Source organism: Micromonospora sp. NPDC048907, assembly GCF_055586885.1.
The window spans coordinates 366,983-382,214 of sequence record NZ_JBVJHI010000005.1; the positions used below are offsets into that span (position 1 = coordinate 366,983).

Consider the following 15,232-nt stretch of genomic DNA (forward strand, 5'->3'; position numbering starts at 1 on the left):
CGGCGCTCGACACGGCCCGTGTCGAGCGCCGGCGCGGACGCCCGTGACTATTCCGTCATTTCCTGCCCGTAGGATGCCCAGTCCCGCACGGCGAGGGTGCGGGAATCGGGCACTCGTTCTCGGGCTTGTCATCGTAGGAATCCACCGGATGGAGGCGAATGGCGACGATCTACGACGTGGCACGGCAGGCTCAGGTCTCCCCCGCGACGGTTTCGCGGGTGCTGAACGGCCGCACCACCGTCGATCCAGTCATGGCCGCGCGCGTGCACCAGGCGATGCAGGACCTCGACTACCGCCCCAACGCGGTCGCCCGTAACCTGCGCCTGAGCCAGACCAGCCTCTGGGCGGTCATCATCTCCGACATCGGCAACCCCTTCTTCACCTCGATGGTGCGTGGGGTCGAGGATGTCGCGCAGAGCGCCGGCTACTCGGTGGTCCTGTGCAACACCGACGAGGACCCGGAGAAGGAGTCCCGGTACATCGCGGCGGTCCTCGCCGAACGCATGGCCGGCGTCATCATCTCCACGTCGGGCCGCTCGACGGTGATCAACCGGCTCCTCGAGGCCCGCATCCCGGTCGTGGCGATCGACCGTCAGCTGCGCGGCGTCGCCATCGACACGGTGCTCGTCGACAACGTGCACGGTGCCGGACTGGCCACCACGCACCTGCTCGACAACGGCTACCAGCGGGTCGCCTGCATCACCGGCCCCCGCCGGATCTCCACGGCCGCCCAGCGGCTCCGGGGCTACCAGCGCGCGCTGCGGGAACGCGGGCGGGAGGTCACCGACGCCCTGGTGCGGTACGCGGACTTCCGCGAGGAGGGCGGCTACCGGGCCATGGCCTCGCTGCTCGACAGCGACAACCCGCCCGACAGCGTCTTCGCCACGAACAACCTGATGACCGTGGGCGCCGTGGAGTGCCTCGTCGACCGCGGTATCCGGGTGCCGGACGAGGTGGGGGTCGTCGGATTCGACGACATTCCGTGGGCACACCTGGTCCGGCCGTCGTTGAGCACCGTCTCCCAGCCGACGTACGACCTCGGACGGGCCGCCGCCAACCTGCTCACCGAGCGGATCGCCAACCCGTCCCGGCTGCCGTCGACCGTCACGCTCAGCACCGGGCTCCAGGTGCGCGACAGCTCCACCCGCCCGAGCTGACCGTCCGCCGGAACGAGGTCCCGGCGACCCGGCCGGGCTTCCTGACCGGCCGGGTCGCCGAGCGCGTACTCAGAGGTTGACGTCGCCGCAGAGGTGCACCTGGACGCCGAGTTCGGCGAACATCGCGGCCTTCACCCGCAGGGTCCGGTCGGCGGTCTCCGCGTCCGGCGCGTAGGCGACGTTCACGTGGTTGGCCTTGTGGCGGGCCATCAGCTGGTCGCGACCGACCCCGTGCAGCACGGCATGCATGATCGGCCACTGCGGGTTCGTGGCCTCCAGCCGGCGCCGGGTCTCCTCCTCCGGAAGCTCGACGACTGTCGCGCGGCCGAGGTCGACGTGCAGCCCGCCGTCCATGATGAACACCCGGGACCAGACGATCTCGCCCGGCTTGGAGACCCCGCTCAGGGTGCCGCCGCCGAGCGGGAAGAACATCGGCGGCTGCCGCATGCTGTACGACTTGTCGTACCCGCCGTTGTGCGACGCCGGCACCGAGCCGGAGATCTCGAACACCCAGACGAAGTCGTCGCCGTAGGTCTCCCCCCACCGGATGTCGTGCAGCGTGGTGGCCGGGTCGAGGCCCATGGCGGTCCAGATGCGGTTGGTGACCAACGAGTCGACGGCCACCCCCTCGTCGACCTCGTTGAAGTGCGGCAGCGGCGCGCCCGGGTACAGTTCGCGGCTGCCGTCGCGGCTGCGTACCGGTGGCCGCTGGACGTTGTTGAGCAGCCCCTCGGCCAGGTCGCTGGCCGGGACGGTGTCCTTCAGCCCCTGCTGGTACTGGATGCCGACCGCGTCCAGGCCGAAGTCGTCCGCGATGCGCAGGGCGGCGATGTACATCTTGAACTGGCTCGTCAGCTGGGCGTCGGTGAGCTCGGTCGCCTCGTCGGTGCCGGTGTGGAAGGTCATCCCGGCCTCGTCCAGCCAGCGGCGGACCGCGTGGGCCTCCTCGTCGGTGACCCGCGCCATCTCGGCGACCAGCGCGCTCTGCGACAGCCGCTCCTTGTAGATGCCCAGCGGGTTGATCAGCTCGTCGTCGAAGATCGCGTTGTACATGCCCATGCAGCCCTCGTCGAACACGCCGATGATGGCCTTCTCGCGGGCCAGTTGCGCGGCCAGGGCGCGACCGAGCTCGACCTCCGCGTCGTCCGGAAGGGCGGGCAGATCGCGGACGTGACTGGTGTCGTGGCGCAGCTCGCCGCTCTCCAGCCAGGTGCGCAGCCCGTTGACCGCCCAGTCGTCGGTGAAATCCCGGCTCCACAGCGCGGAGTGCCGCACGCCCGCCTTGGTGAGGCTCGCGGTGAGGTTGAGCAGGCCGACCAGGCCCGGGAACTCGCCGCTCCAGTTGGCCACGATGAGGATCGGTCCCCGGTGGCTGCGCAGGCCGGCGAGGACGTGGTGGCTGTACTGCCAGACCGCCTCGACCACGATGAGCGGCGCGTCGACCGGGATGCTCTTGAAGACCTCGATCCCGGCCCGCTGGCTGTCGATGAAACCGTGGCCCTTGTCCGGGTCGAACGCGTGGCCACGCTCGACCTTCCAGCCGAGTGCGTTGACCGCGGCCGTGAGGTCGGCCTCCAGCTGCTGCTGGGTGGGCCAGCACGTGACGTTCGCGCGGGGCCGGAGATCGCCACTGGCCACCGTGTAGACGGTGCCGGGCGCCGCGGCGGGCGGCTCGGCCAGCACGGGCAGCGGGTAACGGGTCATGGGGCGACTCCTTCGGTGCGTGGGGTGTCGCTGGCCGCCGGCGGGCCGGCGGCCATCAGACGGTCCTGACGTGCAGCGAGCGCGTGCGCGACCCGCTTGGAACTCGTGTACAGCTCCCGGTACAGCCCGTAGAGCTCGTCGTAGTCGGCGGCCAGCTCGGCTCGGGGCTGCCGGATCTCCTTGACGGGGTTCCACGCCTCGATCGAGACGGGCCACCCGGTCCGCGCGGCGAGGAACGCCGCTCCGTAGCTCGCGCCGATGGTCTGCGACGGGATGACCTGGGCACGCCCGGTGACGTCCGAGACGATCTGGGTCCACAGCCCGCCCTGGGTGCCGCCGCCGACCGCCACGACCCGCCGGATGTCCCCGCCGCTCGCCTCGATCGTCTCGATGTTGTGGCGTACGCCGAGAGCGGTGGCCTCGAGCGCGGCGCGGTACAGGTCCCCGCGCGTGTGCGAGACGGTGAGGCCGGCGACGAAGCCACGGGCCTGCGGATCCAGGATCGGGGTGCGCTCCCCCGCGAAGTACGGGAGCATGAGCAGCCCCTTCGCGCCCGGACCGGAGGCCTCGGCCAGCCGGAGCAGCTCGGGAAAGTCCGGTGAGCCGAACAGCTCGCGCAGCCAGGCCGTGATCGCGCCCGAGGTGGCCAGGCCGCCGGCGAGGTTCCGCGTCCCGGGCAGGGCGCCGACCGTGCCCCACAGCGACGGGTTCGTCAGGCGGGCGGTCACCGTGTGGACGAGGAACATCGTGGTGCCGTACATCAGCATCAGGTCGCCGACGCCGTGGGCGCCCACGCTGATCGCCTCCGACCAGGCGTCGATGGTGCCCGTGATCACCGGGACGCCCGCCGGCAGGCCGGCCTCCGCCGCCGCGCGCGACGTCACCGTCCCGGCCACCTCGCCGGGCCAGCGCAGCGGCGGCAGGACCAGCTCGGGTGCGATCTCCGTGACCCACGGCGCGTACCAGTCCTGGCTCTCGGTGTCGTAGAGCGGTGTGCACTGGCTCGCGGAGTGCTGGTCGAGCACGTACTGGTCGGTGAGTTTCCACGCGAGCCACGAGCTGGGCATGAAGAGCCGTCGGGCCCGGGCGAAGACCTCCGGTTCGTTGTCGGCCACCCAGGCCACCTTGGCGCCCGCCGCCTGGCTGGACAGCGCCGAGCCGCACCGGCGGAGGATCTCCTCCGCGCCGAAACGCTCGGCGAGGCGGGCGATCTGCTGGGTCGAGCGGGTGTCGACGCCGTAGAGGATGGCCGGACGCAGCGGGGTGCTCGCGGCGTCCGTCAGCAGCACGCACGGCCCCATGCCGCTCACGCCGACTGCGACGACGTCGACGTCGCCCGGTGCGAGGAGCTCCCGGCTGAGCGCGACGAACTCCTGCCACCAGACGTCGGCGTCCATCTCCACCCAGCCCGGTCGTGGGCGGCTCACCTCGTGCGACCGGGTCGCCGAGCGAAGGACCCGGCCGTCGGTGTCGACGAGGACACCCTTGCTGCTCGATGTGCCGATGTCGACGCCCAGGACGGCCGCAACCTTCATGGCGCCACTGTTCCAGCAATCGATTTCCGAATCAAGACCGATCCATCGGCGTCCTCCCCTACCGGGTCGGAGCACGCAAGCCGGCATGCTGGCGTATCGCCTGATGAGCGCAGGTGGCAGCACGGTCTGAAAAAGTCGGCACGGACGGGAAATCGTTAACTCGCTTCGGGGCCCTGACGCGGCCACCCCGCCGACCCCTCGGGATGCCGGCCCGGAACCCGGCACAGCACCGGAGCGCGGCTCCCCGCTCACGTCCCCTCGGGGTCCAGGTGGGCGAGCGGCACGCGCGTTAGCGAAGCCAGTCGGTGAACGGGACGCCGAAGTATGAGCGGGGCATGCTGACGGCTCGACTCTCAGCGCGGGGAAGGGGCTGAGGCAGCGGCTTCGAGGTCGTCGACGGTGCCGGACATGATGGTGGGGAGATGTTCGGTGAGGTGCGGCAGCGGCCAGTCCCACCAGGCCAGCGCGAGGAGTCGGTCGATATCGGCGTCGCTGTAGCGGCGGCGCAGCAGCCGGGCGGGGTTGCCGCCGACGACGCCGTAGTCGGGGACGTCGTCAACGACGACGGAGCCGGAGGCGATGATTGCTCCGTGACCGATGCGGACGCCGGGCATCACCATGGTCCCGTACCCGAACCACACGTCGTTCCCCACCGTGGTGTCGCCCCGTCCGGGCAGGCCGGTGATGAGGTCGAAGTGGTCGGCCCAGGAACCGCCCATGATCGGGAAGGGGAAGGTCGAGGGGCCGTCCATCCGGTGGTTTGCGCCGTTCATGATGAACCGCACGCCCTCGCCCAGCGCGCAGAACTTGCCGATGACGAGCTTCTCGGGCCCGTAGTGGTACAGGACGTTGCGGGTCTCGAAGGCGGTCGGGTCCTCCGGATCGTCATAGTAGGTGAACTCCCCGACGGTGATCAGCGGTGAGGTCACCAGTGCCTTGAGCAGCACGACCCGCGGTTGGTCGGGCATCGGGTACAGCACGGTCGGGTCGGCGGGAGTGGATGGCATGTGTGATCGCTTCCTTCCGGAGGGCCTTCGACATCAGGAGTTGTTCTCGGGGACACCGAACCACCGGGTGAGCGCTTCGCGCAGCGCCGGCGCGGCGTGAGCGGCCGATTCCTCGACGGCTGCTGCCCAGGCGACGTGCGAGTCCGGGCGGATCAGAATGGCGTCGGCCGGGCGGTCGTCGGTCCTGGCTGTGCGGACATCGACGCGGGACCGCCAGCCTCCAGCCGCCCGGCGCAGATCCTCGCGGTCGGCGAGATCCAGGAGAACGGGCCGAGCGGTGTGCAGGAGTTCGCCAAGGCCGGTCACTGCCCGGTCGCCGTGCAGGGCGAGGTCGGGGACGAACGCTCCGACCAAGGGGTGGTGGCCGGAGGAACCGGGCATCGGGTAGCGGATGTCGGAGCCGGCGACGAGCGCCCCCATGCGGCGCAGTGGCTGCTCGTCGGCGAGTAGCTCCTGAAAGACCTCGCGGAGCGCCTCGGCGGCCGGGTCGGTTCCGCGCCGCATCGCCACCTGGGCCCGGGTGTGCAGCATGGTGCGGGCGCCAGCCAGGGTCCGTTCGTCGTGGTAGGTGTCCAGCAGACCGTCCGGCGCCCAGCCGTGGACCGCGGCGGCCAGCTTCCAGGCCAGGTTGACCGCGTCGAGCATGCCGGCATTGATCGCCACGCCGGTCGCGGGGAACAGATGAGCCGCGTCACCGGCCAGCAGGATGCGTCCTTTCCGGTAATGCTCGGCGTGCCGGGCCTTGAAGGTGAACCGCGACAGCCGGATCGCTTCGCCCATCGGGAGTTCCGCCCCCAGGACGCGACGGAAGCTGTCCTGGAACTCGGTCGTGGACATCGGAGTGTCATCGTCGTACTCCGTGCTCTCGTCCTCAGCGGTGTAGAGGGAGACGACGGGCGAATTGGGCGACGCGCCGACGCCGAGGAGACCTCGGTCCGTGCGGGTGAAGCCCGCGCGGACCGTGCCGAAGCCGGGGACGTCGAGATCACCGTTGGCGAGCACGGTCACCGTGTCGGAAAAGGTGAACTGGGCCAGCCGGTTGACCTCCGGATAGGCGGTGCCCGGGAAAGCGATGCCCGCCCCCGCCCGGACTCGGCTGCGGGCGCCGTCGCAGCCCGCCAGGTAGCCGGCGGTCACCCGGTACGGTCCGTCCGGGCCGACCACCTCCGCGGTCACGGTGGCCTCGTCCTGCTCCACCCCGGTCACCTGGTGCCCTCTGCGGATCTCGACACCGAGCTCGCCGGCACGCTCGTCGAGCACTTCTTCGAGGCGCTGTTGCGGGAGCGGTAGAGCACGCAGCGGGGGGTCGACGAGCCCGGTCAGGTCGAGGTGGACGCCGCCGTACGGGAACCGGGGTGCCGGGACGGGGCCGCTGCAGGCGGCCTCGCATCGCTCCAGCAGGCCACGGTGGCGCAGCAGCTCCAGAATCTGTCCGCCGAGGCCACCGGCCTTCGGGGTGTCCCGGCGTCGCTGCTGCCGCTCCAGCACCAGCGGCCGCACCCCGGCCAGGCGCAGTTCACAGGCCAGCATCAGGCCGGTCGGGCCGGCACCCACGATGATCACATCAACATCCATGAACTTCCCTCCAGAACGGCACGTGCCGTGCCGAAAGGAAAGCGTACCGACCGGGATGCCGTCAAGCACGGCACGTGCCGTGCCGGTATGGTGGTGAGATGACAAGCCCCAGTCGCGGCGCCGCCCGGACCGAGGTCATCATGCGGACCACGCTGGAACTGGGCCAGGAGATCGGCTACGCCAAGCTCAGCATCGAAGCGGTCGCGGCCCGAGCCGGCGCGGGCAAGCACACCATCTACCGCAGGTGGCCATCCAAGGGAGCCCTACTCCTCGACTCGCTGCTCTCGCTGCACAGATCCAGCCTGGACTACCCCCAGACGGGCGACATCTTCGCCGACCTGCGCACGCAGATCCATGCGGCCGTCGACCTCATGGGCAACCCGCCCTTCGGCCCGCTCTACCAAGCCCTGGTCGGCGAGGCCCAGCATGACCCCCAGCTCGCCGCCGCGCTCAACGAGCGCTTCATCACTCCGCAAGCCGCCATGACCGTCGCCCGACTGGAAGCGGCACGTGACCAAGGCCAACTGTCGCCCGACTTCGACCTGAGCCTGGCCATGGCGATCCTCTCCGGGCCGCTGTACTTCCAATTCCTGATTACCCAGGAACCCCTGACTCACGAGTACGTCGACCGGGTCCTCCGCGCCCTGTTCACCGGCATGGGGAAATCCTCATCAAGCCTGTGAGGGCCGCGGTCCTGGACTTCAAGGTGATCGACCGGAGAAAAGGCAGGGTCGAGATCGGTTCCTGGCTGCCGACCGTCGAGGATGTGCGGGCCCGCCAGATGCCGCCCACCCTGCAGTTCATCCAGGCGCCCGAGGGCAAGACCTCCAAGAACCGGCTTCACCTCGACGTCAGCCCCATCGACGGCAGCACCAGGGACGAGGTGACCAGGTTGCTCAGCCTCGGCGCCACCACGACGGATGCGGGCCAGGGTTCGGACCGCAACTGGGTGGTCATGGCCGACCCCGAGGGCAATGAGTTCGATGTTCTACGCACTCTGGCCCCGCAGAACTAGGCGTCCTGTCCACGGACGTTGGTGACGGGGCTGGGATCTTGAAACAGGTGAGGACCCCCGGAGCCGCAGCAGCGCGATGGCCTCCGCCGCATCAGTGCACTCGTCCGACATGTCGGTCTGGTGGTTGCTTCGGCCGCCACCTGCCTGCCTGGTGGTGATCCCGGTCACCTCCGCCGTGTGGCCGTTGGCGGTCGCATACGGCGGGCGGCAGGGTCATGGGTCGGCGTTGTCGCGCCAGCCCCATCCCAGCAGGTCAGGAGCGTTCGTTGCCCGCCCACCGGCGTCCCCGCCCACCCCGTTCCGCCGCGCTACCCGTCGCGACCGGAGCCCTCGCCGCCCTGCTGGTCGGCGGAGCGGGTCTCGGCTTCGCGCTGATCGGAGACGCCGAGGCCGACCCCGGCAGCACAGCGCCGGCGCCGGCCGCCGGCGCGCCGGGCCTCCGGCCGGCACCGGCCACCCCCACGCCGGATCCCCCGGCGACGCCCAGTGCCGCCGTCGTCTCCGGCCCGTCTCCCACCGACATCCCGGCGCCGACTGATCAGGTCGCCCGGACCGAGTCGGTGCGGCAGCCGACCGCCGCCCCGGCGACTCCACCCCCGGCGACCGGCGCACCGAAACCGACGGCCACAAGTCCGGCCACCAGACCACCGACCACGAAGCCGACGCCCGGATCGACCGGTGCCCCCTCGCTGCCCCCGACCACCGCCCCGCCCAGCCCGTCGGGCACCCCCAGCCCGTCCGGCACCCCCAGCCCGTCCGGCACCCCCAGCCCGTCCGGCACTCCCACCCCGTCCCCGTCTACCCCTGGTCCGAAGCCGTCGAGCGGCACTCCGGGGCCGAGCAGCCCGGCGCCCAGCGGCTCCGCGTCCAGCGACCCGGCGTCGCCACCGGCGAGCCCCACGGGTACGACGACGCCGGTCACCTCCTGACGGTCGCCGCCGTGGACCGGCCGGAGCCGGTGCGCTCGTGAGGTGGTCCGGCCTGAAGCCGCGGCGTCCGGCTGCCATCAGGCGCCGAACCCAGGGGACGGTCGGGCGCAAGAGGCCATTCGTCCCCCCGGCGGAGGAGCCAGACCCGGCCGGCGACGTGTTGCCGCAACCCGGGGGTCAGGATCGGCACGGGAAGCTGCTCTTCGCGCAGGTCACTCCGGTGTTGTACGCGTCGTTGAAGTGGGTGTAGTAGGCGTCGTAGAGCGGGTGCGTGGTGCCGGTCTCGGGGGCCATCTTGACGAAGATCTCGTCGTTCTCGTTCAGCGCGTCCTGGGTCCAGTTCTGTGAGCCGGTGTAGACGCGGTACTGGTAGGCGTTGCCGTACCGGCCGTAGGCCGCGAAGAACTTGTCGTGCACCTTGTCCTTGCGTCGGATGGACACGCCGGCGTCGAGCAGCTCGTTGTAGACCGACTGGCTCATCGCGATGCCGCCGTCGGCGTTCGTACCGATCACCATCCAGACCTTGCACCCGGCGGCGCGGAACCGGCCGACCAGGCTGACGATCTGCGGGCGTCCGGTGGTCACCGACGCCATGCCCACTCGCAGCCGGCAGTTGGCGTCCGGGGTCAGGTCGTTGAGCCGGGTGGCGATGGTGTCGGTCTGCCCCGCCCCTTCGGGTGAGGCGTAGGCGTCGGCCGCGCTCGCCTGGTAGTAGCCCCGACCGGACGCGGAGTCGTAGTAGTCATTGCCGCTGTAGTGCCGCCGGTTCCACAGGTCGGTGAAGTTCGCGTTCAGGCCGGCGGTGAGCGCCGCGTCGCCGTAGACGGTGATGGCGTTGTTGAACGCGTCGGGCCCGGTGGCGTAGGTGAGGTTGCTCGACCCGAACCAGACGACGTTGCCGCGGGCGACGCCGTTCGGGTCGGTGGTGCTGGAGAAGGTGACCAGCTTGGTGTGCATGTCCCCCGCGGCGCTGGTGCTGATGCAGCCGTGACCGCCGCTGCTGTTCAGGCAGAACTGGTGGTTGGCCAGTTGCTTGACGGTGGTGATGGCCGGGTCGGTCGAGGTCGCGTTCTTGCCGTCGAGGACCACCAGCACGGTGACGCCGCGGGTCTGGGCCCGCACCAGCGCGTCGGCGACCGAGTCGACGCTGAGGGAGTGGATGGCCGCCCTGATCGTGGCCCCGGCCGGCGTGGCGTCGATCAGCCGTTGCAGCTCGGTGAGGATGGTGTAGTCGCGTCCAGCGGTCGGGTTGCTGAAGTGCGCCCACACCGGGTAGCCGGCCAGGGTGGCCGAAGCCGCTGACACATCCGCCTGTGCCGCCGCGGCCGCCGGCCCCCCGCCCGTGGACACCGCGAGCGACCCGGCGAGCAGAGAACACACCAGCGTGCGACGGACCGAGGCACCCCACCGACTGATACTCATGGATAGGCATCGTTGGAGGAAACCTTCCATAAGTCAATGCCTGTTGGCATCATTCTCCGCAGGCGCCCTTGCCGTACTACTACTCCCTGCTGTCCGCTCCGGAGTCCTGCCGATAGCGGTAGGAGGAGGGCGAGGCGGATGCTGTCCGGGTCGAGGCCGGCGACGAACCAGCGAACCGCGAGGTCGCCGTAGCGCATCGCACCGGCCGGCGGGTGGCGGCGAGACCTGCCTCGACCACGAGCGTGCCGCCCGCCGCGGATCTGCGGCGGGCGGCACGGTTCGCACGTGACGTCAGGAGATGACCACGTCGCTGTAGTAGTAGCGCAGAATCGCCTGGTAGCTCTTGCCCGAGTTCGCGAGATCACGCGAGCCGTACTGCGACAGCCAGTCCCCCGTCACCCAGCCACCGCACGCGGTCGTGGTCGCGCAGTAGTGGGCCTGCAGGATGTTGCCGCTGCGGGTCATCCGGGTGGACCAGGTGCTGTCCACCGCGGCGGACGTCGACGCCTGCGCCGACGACGGCCGGTAGACCTGGTCGCCGGTGTCGTCGCGGACGTCGTAGCACTGACCGCCGGGTGTCTTGCGGGTCGAGTGCAGCGCCCAGTACCAGCCGTAGCTCTTGACGGCCATGGCACCGGACTGCAGCGAGGCGCTCGGCCAGCTCGGCACCCACTCGTTCGGGAGGACGTTCTTGACGTACGTCTTGAAGTCGACCCGGTCGACCCGGCCGAGACTGACCCGGTAGACCAGGATGGTGCTCGGCAGCGTGCTGTTGGTGCCGTCCGTGCTGCAGCCCGTCGGCCCGCTCAGCAGTTCGTGCGAGGCGTTGTTGTTCTTCAGCGTGGCGTTGAGGTTGCCCTTCGCCCCGGCGGCGAAGTCCTGGCTCGCACCGGCGAAGTTGCTGTTGAAGTAGACCCGCACGGTCTTGCCGGTCCGGTTCCACACCGACGCGGCGTTGTTCTTCACGCACACGCCCTGGCCGGCGCCCGCGCCCTTGAAGTCGTAGCAGGTCGGCTGGGTCGTGCCGTAGTCGTCCAGCGAGCCGGTGAAGTCCGAGATGGAGCCGGCCTGGTTGCTGTTGTAGTAGTAGCAGAACTCGCCGCTGTCGCAGCCCCCGTCGCGGGCGGCGGCGGACGCCGCGCCCGGCGCCACCGCGACGCCGACGAGCACCGCCACCAGGACGGCCAGCATGGCCGGAAATCTTCTCAGGATGGTCATCCGTGGCCGCCGATCAGCAGTGACGCGTGTGCGGGAAGCTGGCTGGGCGCTCAGGTGGACCTGTGAGCGCATGCGGGTCACCAGCCGCTCGGGACGTAGGCCCAGCCCAGGTAGTCGGACCGGTCCCGGAACGTGTTGGTCTGGTAGACGGTCGGCCCGGTGCTGATGGCGCTGTTGCCGCCGATGGAGAGCATGACGTGCCCGGCCGACGTGGTGGACGTGAAGAACACCGCCGTTCCGGCGGGCGGCACCGAGCCGGTGTGGATGCGCCCGTTGTCCTTCTGCCACTGGTAGTGCGTGCGGGCCGTGGCGAACCGGCCGCTGGTGCCGAACGCCCGCTCGACGAACAGCTCGCACTCGTTGTTCCAGTCGGTGTGCCCGAGCCGCGCCTTCGCGAACGCGACGGCCTCGGCGGCGCGCGGGTCGGCCGGGTAGGTGCCGCTGGTGCCGCCGATGATGTGCGAGGCGTTGTTGTTCTTCAACGTCGCGTTGAGGTTGGCCTTCGCCCCGGCGGCGAACGACTGGCTCGCACCGGCGAAGTTGCTGTTGTAGTAGACCACCACGGTTTTGCTGGTGCGGTTCCACACCGACGCGGCGTTGTTCTTCACGCACAGGCCCTGGCCGGCACCCGCGCCCTTGAACTCGTAGCAGGACGGCTGGGTCGTGCCGTAGTCCTCGATCGACCCGGTGAAGTCCGAGATGGAGCCGGCGTAGTTGCTGTTGTAGTAGTAGCAGAATTCGCCGCTGTCGCAGACGCCGTCGCGGGACGCCGCCTGGGCCGGCGAGGCGACGGTCAGGATGGAGGTGGTCATGGCGAGTGCGGCGCCGGCGACGGCGAGGTTCTTGCGGATGTTCATGGTGTCCTCTCGTTGACAGTGAGCGGTGGTCGTGGGTCGGGTCGGGCAGGTGTCACTGCCCGCGCTGGTACTGCTCCCAGGTCACGATCGGGACCTGGGGGCCGTCGTCCGGGCCGCGGTTGGCCAGGCCGTTCATGCCGAGGTAGTAGTCGCCGACCTGGTGCTGGGCCTGGCTGGACAGGTCCGTGTCGTTGATCGCCGTGGCGTGGATGTGCCACGGCCAGTCACCCTGGCTGGGGTCACGGACCCAGGCGGCGAAGCCGACCTGGCGCAGCGCCCGGGCGACGGCGGTGCGCCTGGCCGCGGTCATGCCGGTGACCGCGATGTCCACCACACCCCCGCCGTCGTGCGTACCGGCCGAGGTCGGGTCGCCGCCGGGGTTGTACGAGCCCTGCTCGAGCACCAGGGTGAAGCCGAGCAGACGCTGCGCCTCGGCCAGCATCGCCTGGGTGCGGGCGTCGACGACGTACCCGTCACGCTGGACCTTCGCGCCCGGGCCGATCGTCCTGACGACGGTGTACCGGTTCAGCCCGAGCTTCGTCAGCGACGTCGTGCCGGGCAGCCCGTTCGCGGCGAGGCCCGTGTAGCCGAGCGAGCGCTGGTAGGCCGCGTACGCTGCGACGGTCTGGGTGCCGAAGTAGCCGTCGACCCACTGCGCGTCCAGCAGGTTCGAAGCCTGGAGCGCCTGCTCCACGGCGAGCACCGAACTCTTCGCGCCCGGGGTCAGTGTGTTGTCGGCGCGGCGGGGGTCGATCTGGGCGGCCAGGACGGTGGCCTCCATGTCCACGGCGGGCCGCGCGGCCGTGGTGACGGTCCGCTGCGCTGTGGCGCCGGATGTCGCGGCCCACGCATGGGCCGGGACGCCGACGGCCACACAGAGCGCGGCGAGCCCGACGGATAACCAGGGACGGCGCAAGGTGGGTCCTCCTCGTAGCTGGCGAGTCTCGTTCGGAACGGACATCACCCTGCGAGAGGAGACGTGCTGTTCGGTACCCCCGGTGTCCTGTCAGATCCGTCAGGCAGTCGCCGACCTCGATGAATGCGGTGTTGTCAGCTTGGGCGACGCCCGGGGCTGACATCGAGCGGGCGCACGCTGACACCGGTCGGGGCGACCCGGGACCCGGGAGATCGACCGGGGCGGCGGCTCGGCGGGCTCGGCGGCGGCCGCCGCCGGGCGCGCTCAGGCGGTGACGGTGACCATGAAGTACACCGGCCGGCGGGTGGGAAAGAACTCCTGCCCGTGCTCGTCGACCATTTTCCAGCTGACCCAGCACTTCCCCGGGCGGTTCGGCGCGGTGACCACCACACTGATCATCACCTGCTCGCCGGACGGCGTGTCGCCGATCGCCACCCGATCCGGCGTCTGGCAGTCGTCATCGCCGGCGGTGGGGTTAGTCCGCGCGAGGAAGCGGTGGTGCCAGTCGACCGATCCCACGTTCTTGAGCGCCCACACCTTCTCGAATCGGGCGTTCACCTTCACCTGCGTACCGTCGGGGATGGTGACGTCGGCGACGAACTTGCTCGAGTCCCCGGGAATCAACGCGTCGGAGAACGCCGGCGGCGACGGGGACCGCGACGCGGCCACGGCGCCCGAGCCGCCGGGGGACGACCGGCCGCGGACCGCGATGCCCAGGGCGGCGACCAACGCCACCACCACCACGGTCGCCGCGGCGGCGAGCCACGGCAGGGGGTGCCGTCGCGCACCCGCGACCTCGTCCGGCACCGCCGGCAGGTGCTCGGCGACCCGCAGCGCGCGTGGGCCCGCCGGCACGAGGTCGGCGGACGTGGCGACGCCGGCCACGACGGGCCCACCGTTCGCCGAGGGGGTCACGGCCCGCGATGTCTCGGCGGTCACGACGCGAGTCGGCACAGCGTCGGACCTGCCGGCCCCGGTCCGGGAGTCGGCGTCGACAGGCGTCCGGGTTCCGTCCGGACCGGCGTGGGCTGTTCCCGGGCGCTGGGCATCCTCCCAGCGGCACCGCCACTGCGCCTCGTCGGCCTCGCAGGCCCGGACGAACTCGCGCGTGGTCTCCCAGGAGGGAAACCTGGTCCCCGCGGCAGCCTCGTGCAACGTTGTGTGCGAGATCCGGCCCGACCGCCCGGCCATCTTCCGGAACGACGGATTGCCCACGCCGGTTCGCAGTGTCCGCAGCTGTTCGGCGAATTTCTCGGCGGCCACGCGGTCCGGACCTAACTCACCCGCAGCACGCTGGTTGTCCATGTGTCCCCCATGTCAGACGCCGGCGTCAGACGTTGTCAGAGCGTGTAAGAGGCTACCGAACGGCGTCGTCGGTCATCAATGTCGTGGACGACGACACCGGGCGAGAAGATCCCGGTGCGCTGAAGGAGGTCATCGATGAAGAGCCTTTCCCGACGTGGGGTCCGCATCCTCGCCGCTGCCGGGCTGGCGGTGCCCGCCGCGCTGGCGGTTGCCGGACCCGCCCAGGCCGCCGAGACCAACCCGCACTGCGCGAGCTCGGTGCAGATCGGCGCGACGGCGTACGTCACCGTCGGCGGACAGACCGCCGCGTCGGTCAAGCAGTACAAGGGATGCGGCAAGAACTACGCATACACGTACGTGTGGCAGCAGTACCGGGCCAGCCACGGCGCGTACCAGGTCTGCACCTCGATCGTGACCGGAAGCACGCTGCGCGACCTGCAGTGCTCGAGCGGCCCGGACGTCTGGTCCTCGGGCGCCAACACGCTGACGGTGTGCACCCGGGCCCTCGGCGGGATCTCCGACGTGGCGCAGAAGGAGACCGAAGTGCGCTGCTGACCGGTGAACAGGGCTCCGGCAGCCGGACCTCCGAGCC

The 15,232-nt window shown here is 70.5% G+C and carries 14 protein-coding genes; 4 read left to right on the forward strand and 10 right to left on the reverse strand.

Annotated elements, in window-relative coordinates:
- Positions 1-158: 158 nt before the first annotated feature.
- Positions 159-1,157, forward strand: a complete 999-nt coding sequence (locus ACZ6PY_RS19725) for a LacI family DNA-binding transcriptional regulator (RefSeq protein WP_262285820.1) — start codon at positions 159-161, stop codon at positions 1,155-1,157.
- A 69-nt stretch (positions 1,158-1,226) separates the two neighbouring features.
- Here the strand turns inward: ACZ6PY_RS19725 and ACZ6PY_RS19730 are convergent, their stop codons facing one another.
- The 4 genes from ACZ6PY_RS19730 to ACZ6PY_RS19745 form a co-directional block, all read right to left on the reverse strand.
- Positions 1,227-2,861: a fucose isomerase gene (locus ACZ6PY_RS19730; RefSeq protein ID WP_466074125.1), complete on the reverse strand. Its 1,635-nt coding sequence runs from the start codon at positions 2,859-2,861 to the stop codon at positions 1,227-1,229.
- Positions 2,858-4,396 (reverse strand): FGGY-family carbohydrate kinase, encoded by a 1,539-nt coding sequence (locus ACZ6PY_RS19735; RefSeq protein WP_466074127.1) that lies wholly within the window; start codon positions 4,394-4,396, stop codon positions 2,858-2,860. The genes ACZ6PY_RS19730 and ACZ6PY_RS19735 overlap by 4 nt, the downstream gene beginning before the upstream one ends.
- Positions 4,397-4,749: 353 nt before the next feature.
- Positions 4,750-5,403 (reverse strand): CatB-related O-acetyltransferase, encoded by a 654-nt coding sequence (locus ACZ6PY_RS19740; RefSeq protein ID WP_466074129.1) that lies wholly within the window; start codon positions 5,401-5,403, stop codon positions 4,750-4,752.
- Between the two features lie 33 nt (positions 5,404-5,436).
- Positions 5,437-6,978 (reverse strand): FAD-dependent monooxygenase, encoded by a 1,542-nt coding sequence (locus tag ACZ6PY_RS19745; RefSeq protein ID WP_466074131.1) that lies wholly within the window; start codon positions 6,976-6,978, stop codon positions 5,437-5,439.
- A 98-nt stretch (positions 6,979-7,076) separates the two neighbouring features.
- On the opposite strand from ACZ6PY_RS19745, the gene ACZ6PY_RS19750 reads away from it, so the two are divergent.
- Together ACZ6PY_RS19750 and ACZ6PY_RS19755 are read left to right on the forward strand one after the other, a co-directional pair.
- Positions 7,077-7,661 carry a TetR/AcrR family transcriptional regulator gene (locus ACZ6PY_RS19750; RefSeq protein WP_466074133.1) on the forward strand — a complete coding sequence of 195 codons (585 nt, stop codon included), beginning with the start codon at positions 7,077-7,079 and terminating at the stop codon, positions 7,659-7,661.
- On the forward strand, positions 7,658-7,993 hold the full coding sequence (locus ACZ6PY_RS19755) for a VOC family protein (RefSeq protein WP_466074135.1): 336 nt from the start codon (positions 7,658-7,660) through the stop codon (positions 7,991-7,993). The genes ACZ6PY_RS19750 and ACZ6PY_RS19755 overlap by 4 nt, the downstream gene beginning before the upstream one ends.
- Before the next feature lie 538 nt (positions 7,994-8,531).
- Here the strand turns inward: ACZ6PY_RS19755 and ACZ6PY_RS19760 are convergent.
- The 6 genes from ACZ6PY_RS19760 to ACZ6PY_RS19785 form a co-directional block, all read right to left on the reverse strand.
- Positions 8,532-8,915: a hypothetical protein gene (locus ACZ6PY_RS19760; protein WP_466074137.1), complete on the reverse strand. Its 384-nt coding sequence runs from the start codon at positions 8,913-8,915 to the stop codon at positions 8,532-8,534.
- 184 nt (positions 8,916-9,099) lie between these two features.
- Positions 9,100-10,227 (reverse strand): phospholipase D-like domain-containing protein, encoded by a 1,128-nt coding sequence (locus tag ACZ6PY_RS19765; protein WP_466074139.1) that lies wholly within the window; start codon positions 10,225-10,227, stop codon positions 9,100-9,102.
- Positions 10,228-10,635: 408 nt separating this feature from the next.
- On the reverse strand, positions 10,636-11,535 hold the full coding sequence (locus ACZ6PY_RS19770; RefSeq protein ID WP_466074141.1) for a peptidase inhibitor family I36 protein: 900 nt from the start codon (positions 11,533-11,535) through the stop codon (positions 10,636-10,638).
- Between the two features lie 104 nt (positions 11,536-11,639).
- The gene (locus ACZ6PY_RS19775) at positions 11,640-12,419 is read right to left on the reverse strand and encodes a peptidase inhibitor family I36 protein (RefSeq protein ID WP_466074143.1); all 780 of its coding nucleotides are present in this window, start codon (positions 12,417-12,419) and stop codon (positions 11,640-11,642) included.
- A 52-nt stretch (positions 12,420-12,471) separates the two neighbouring features.
- The gene (locus ACZ6PY_RS19780; RefSeq protein ID WP_466074145.1) at positions 12,472-13,335 is read right to left on the reverse strand and encodes a peptidoglycan-binding domain-containing protein; all 864 of its coding nucleotides are present in this window, start codon (positions 13,333-13,335) and stop codon (positions 12,472-12,474) included.
- 264 nt (positions 13,336-13,599) lie between these two features.
- On the reverse strand, positions 13,600-14,274 hold the full coding sequence (locus ACZ6PY_RS19785) for an NBR1-Ig-like domain-containing protein (protein ID WP_466074147.1): 675 nt from the start codon (positions 14,272-14,274) through the stop codon (positions 13,600-13,602).
- 501 nt (positions 14,275-14,775) lie between these two features.
- Between ACZ6PY_RS19785 and ACZ6PY_RS19790 the strand changes: the two genes are divergently transcribed.
- The gene (locus tag ACZ6PY_RS19790; RefSeq protein WP_466074149.1) at positions 14,776-15,195 is read left to right on the forward strand and encodes a hypothetical protein; all 420 of its coding nucleotides are present in this window, start codon (positions 14,776-14,778) and stop codon (positions 15,193-15,195) included.
- Positions 15,196-15,232 lie beyond the last annotated feature (37 nt).

Coding starts and splice junctions, on each gene's coding strand:
- ACZ6PY_RS19770 (WP_466074141.1), bottom strand. CDS start 11,535: ATGCTGGCCGTCCTGGTGGCGGTGCTCGTCGGCGTCGCGGTGGCGCCG.
- ACZ6PY_RS19790 (WP_466074149.1), top strand. CDS start 14,776: ATGAAGAGCCTTTCCCGACGTGGGGTCCGCATCCTCGCCGCTGCCGGG.
- ACZ6PY_RS19745 (WP_466074131.1), bottom strand. CDS start 6,978: ATGGATGTTGATGTGATCATCGTGGGTGCCGGCCCGACCGGCCTGATG.
- ACZ6PY_RS19725 (WP_262285820.1), top strand. CDS start 159: ATGGCGACGATCTACGACGTGGCACGGCAGGCTCAGGTCTCCCCCGCG.
- ACZ6PY_RS19730 (WP_466074125.1), bottom strand. CDS start 2,861: ATGACCCGTTACCCGCTGCCCGTGCTGGCCGAGCCGCCCGCCGCGGCG.
- ACZ6PY_RS19735 (WP_466074127.1), bottom strand. CDS start 4,396: ATGAAGGTTGCGGCCGTCCTGGGCGTCGACATCGGCACATCGAGCAGC.
- ACZ6PY_RS19740 (WP_466074129.1), bottom strand. CDS start 5,403: ATGCCATCCACTCCCGCCGACCCGACCGTGCTGTACCCGATGCCCGAC.
- ACZ6PY_RS19775 (WP_466074143.1), bottom strand. CDS start 12,419: ATGAACATCCGCAAGAACCTCGCCGTCGCCGGCGCCGCACTCGCCATG.
- ACZ6PY_RS19750 (WP_466074133.1), top strand. CDS start 7,077: ATGACAAGCCCCAGTCGCGGCGCCGCCCGGACCGAGGTCATCATGCGG.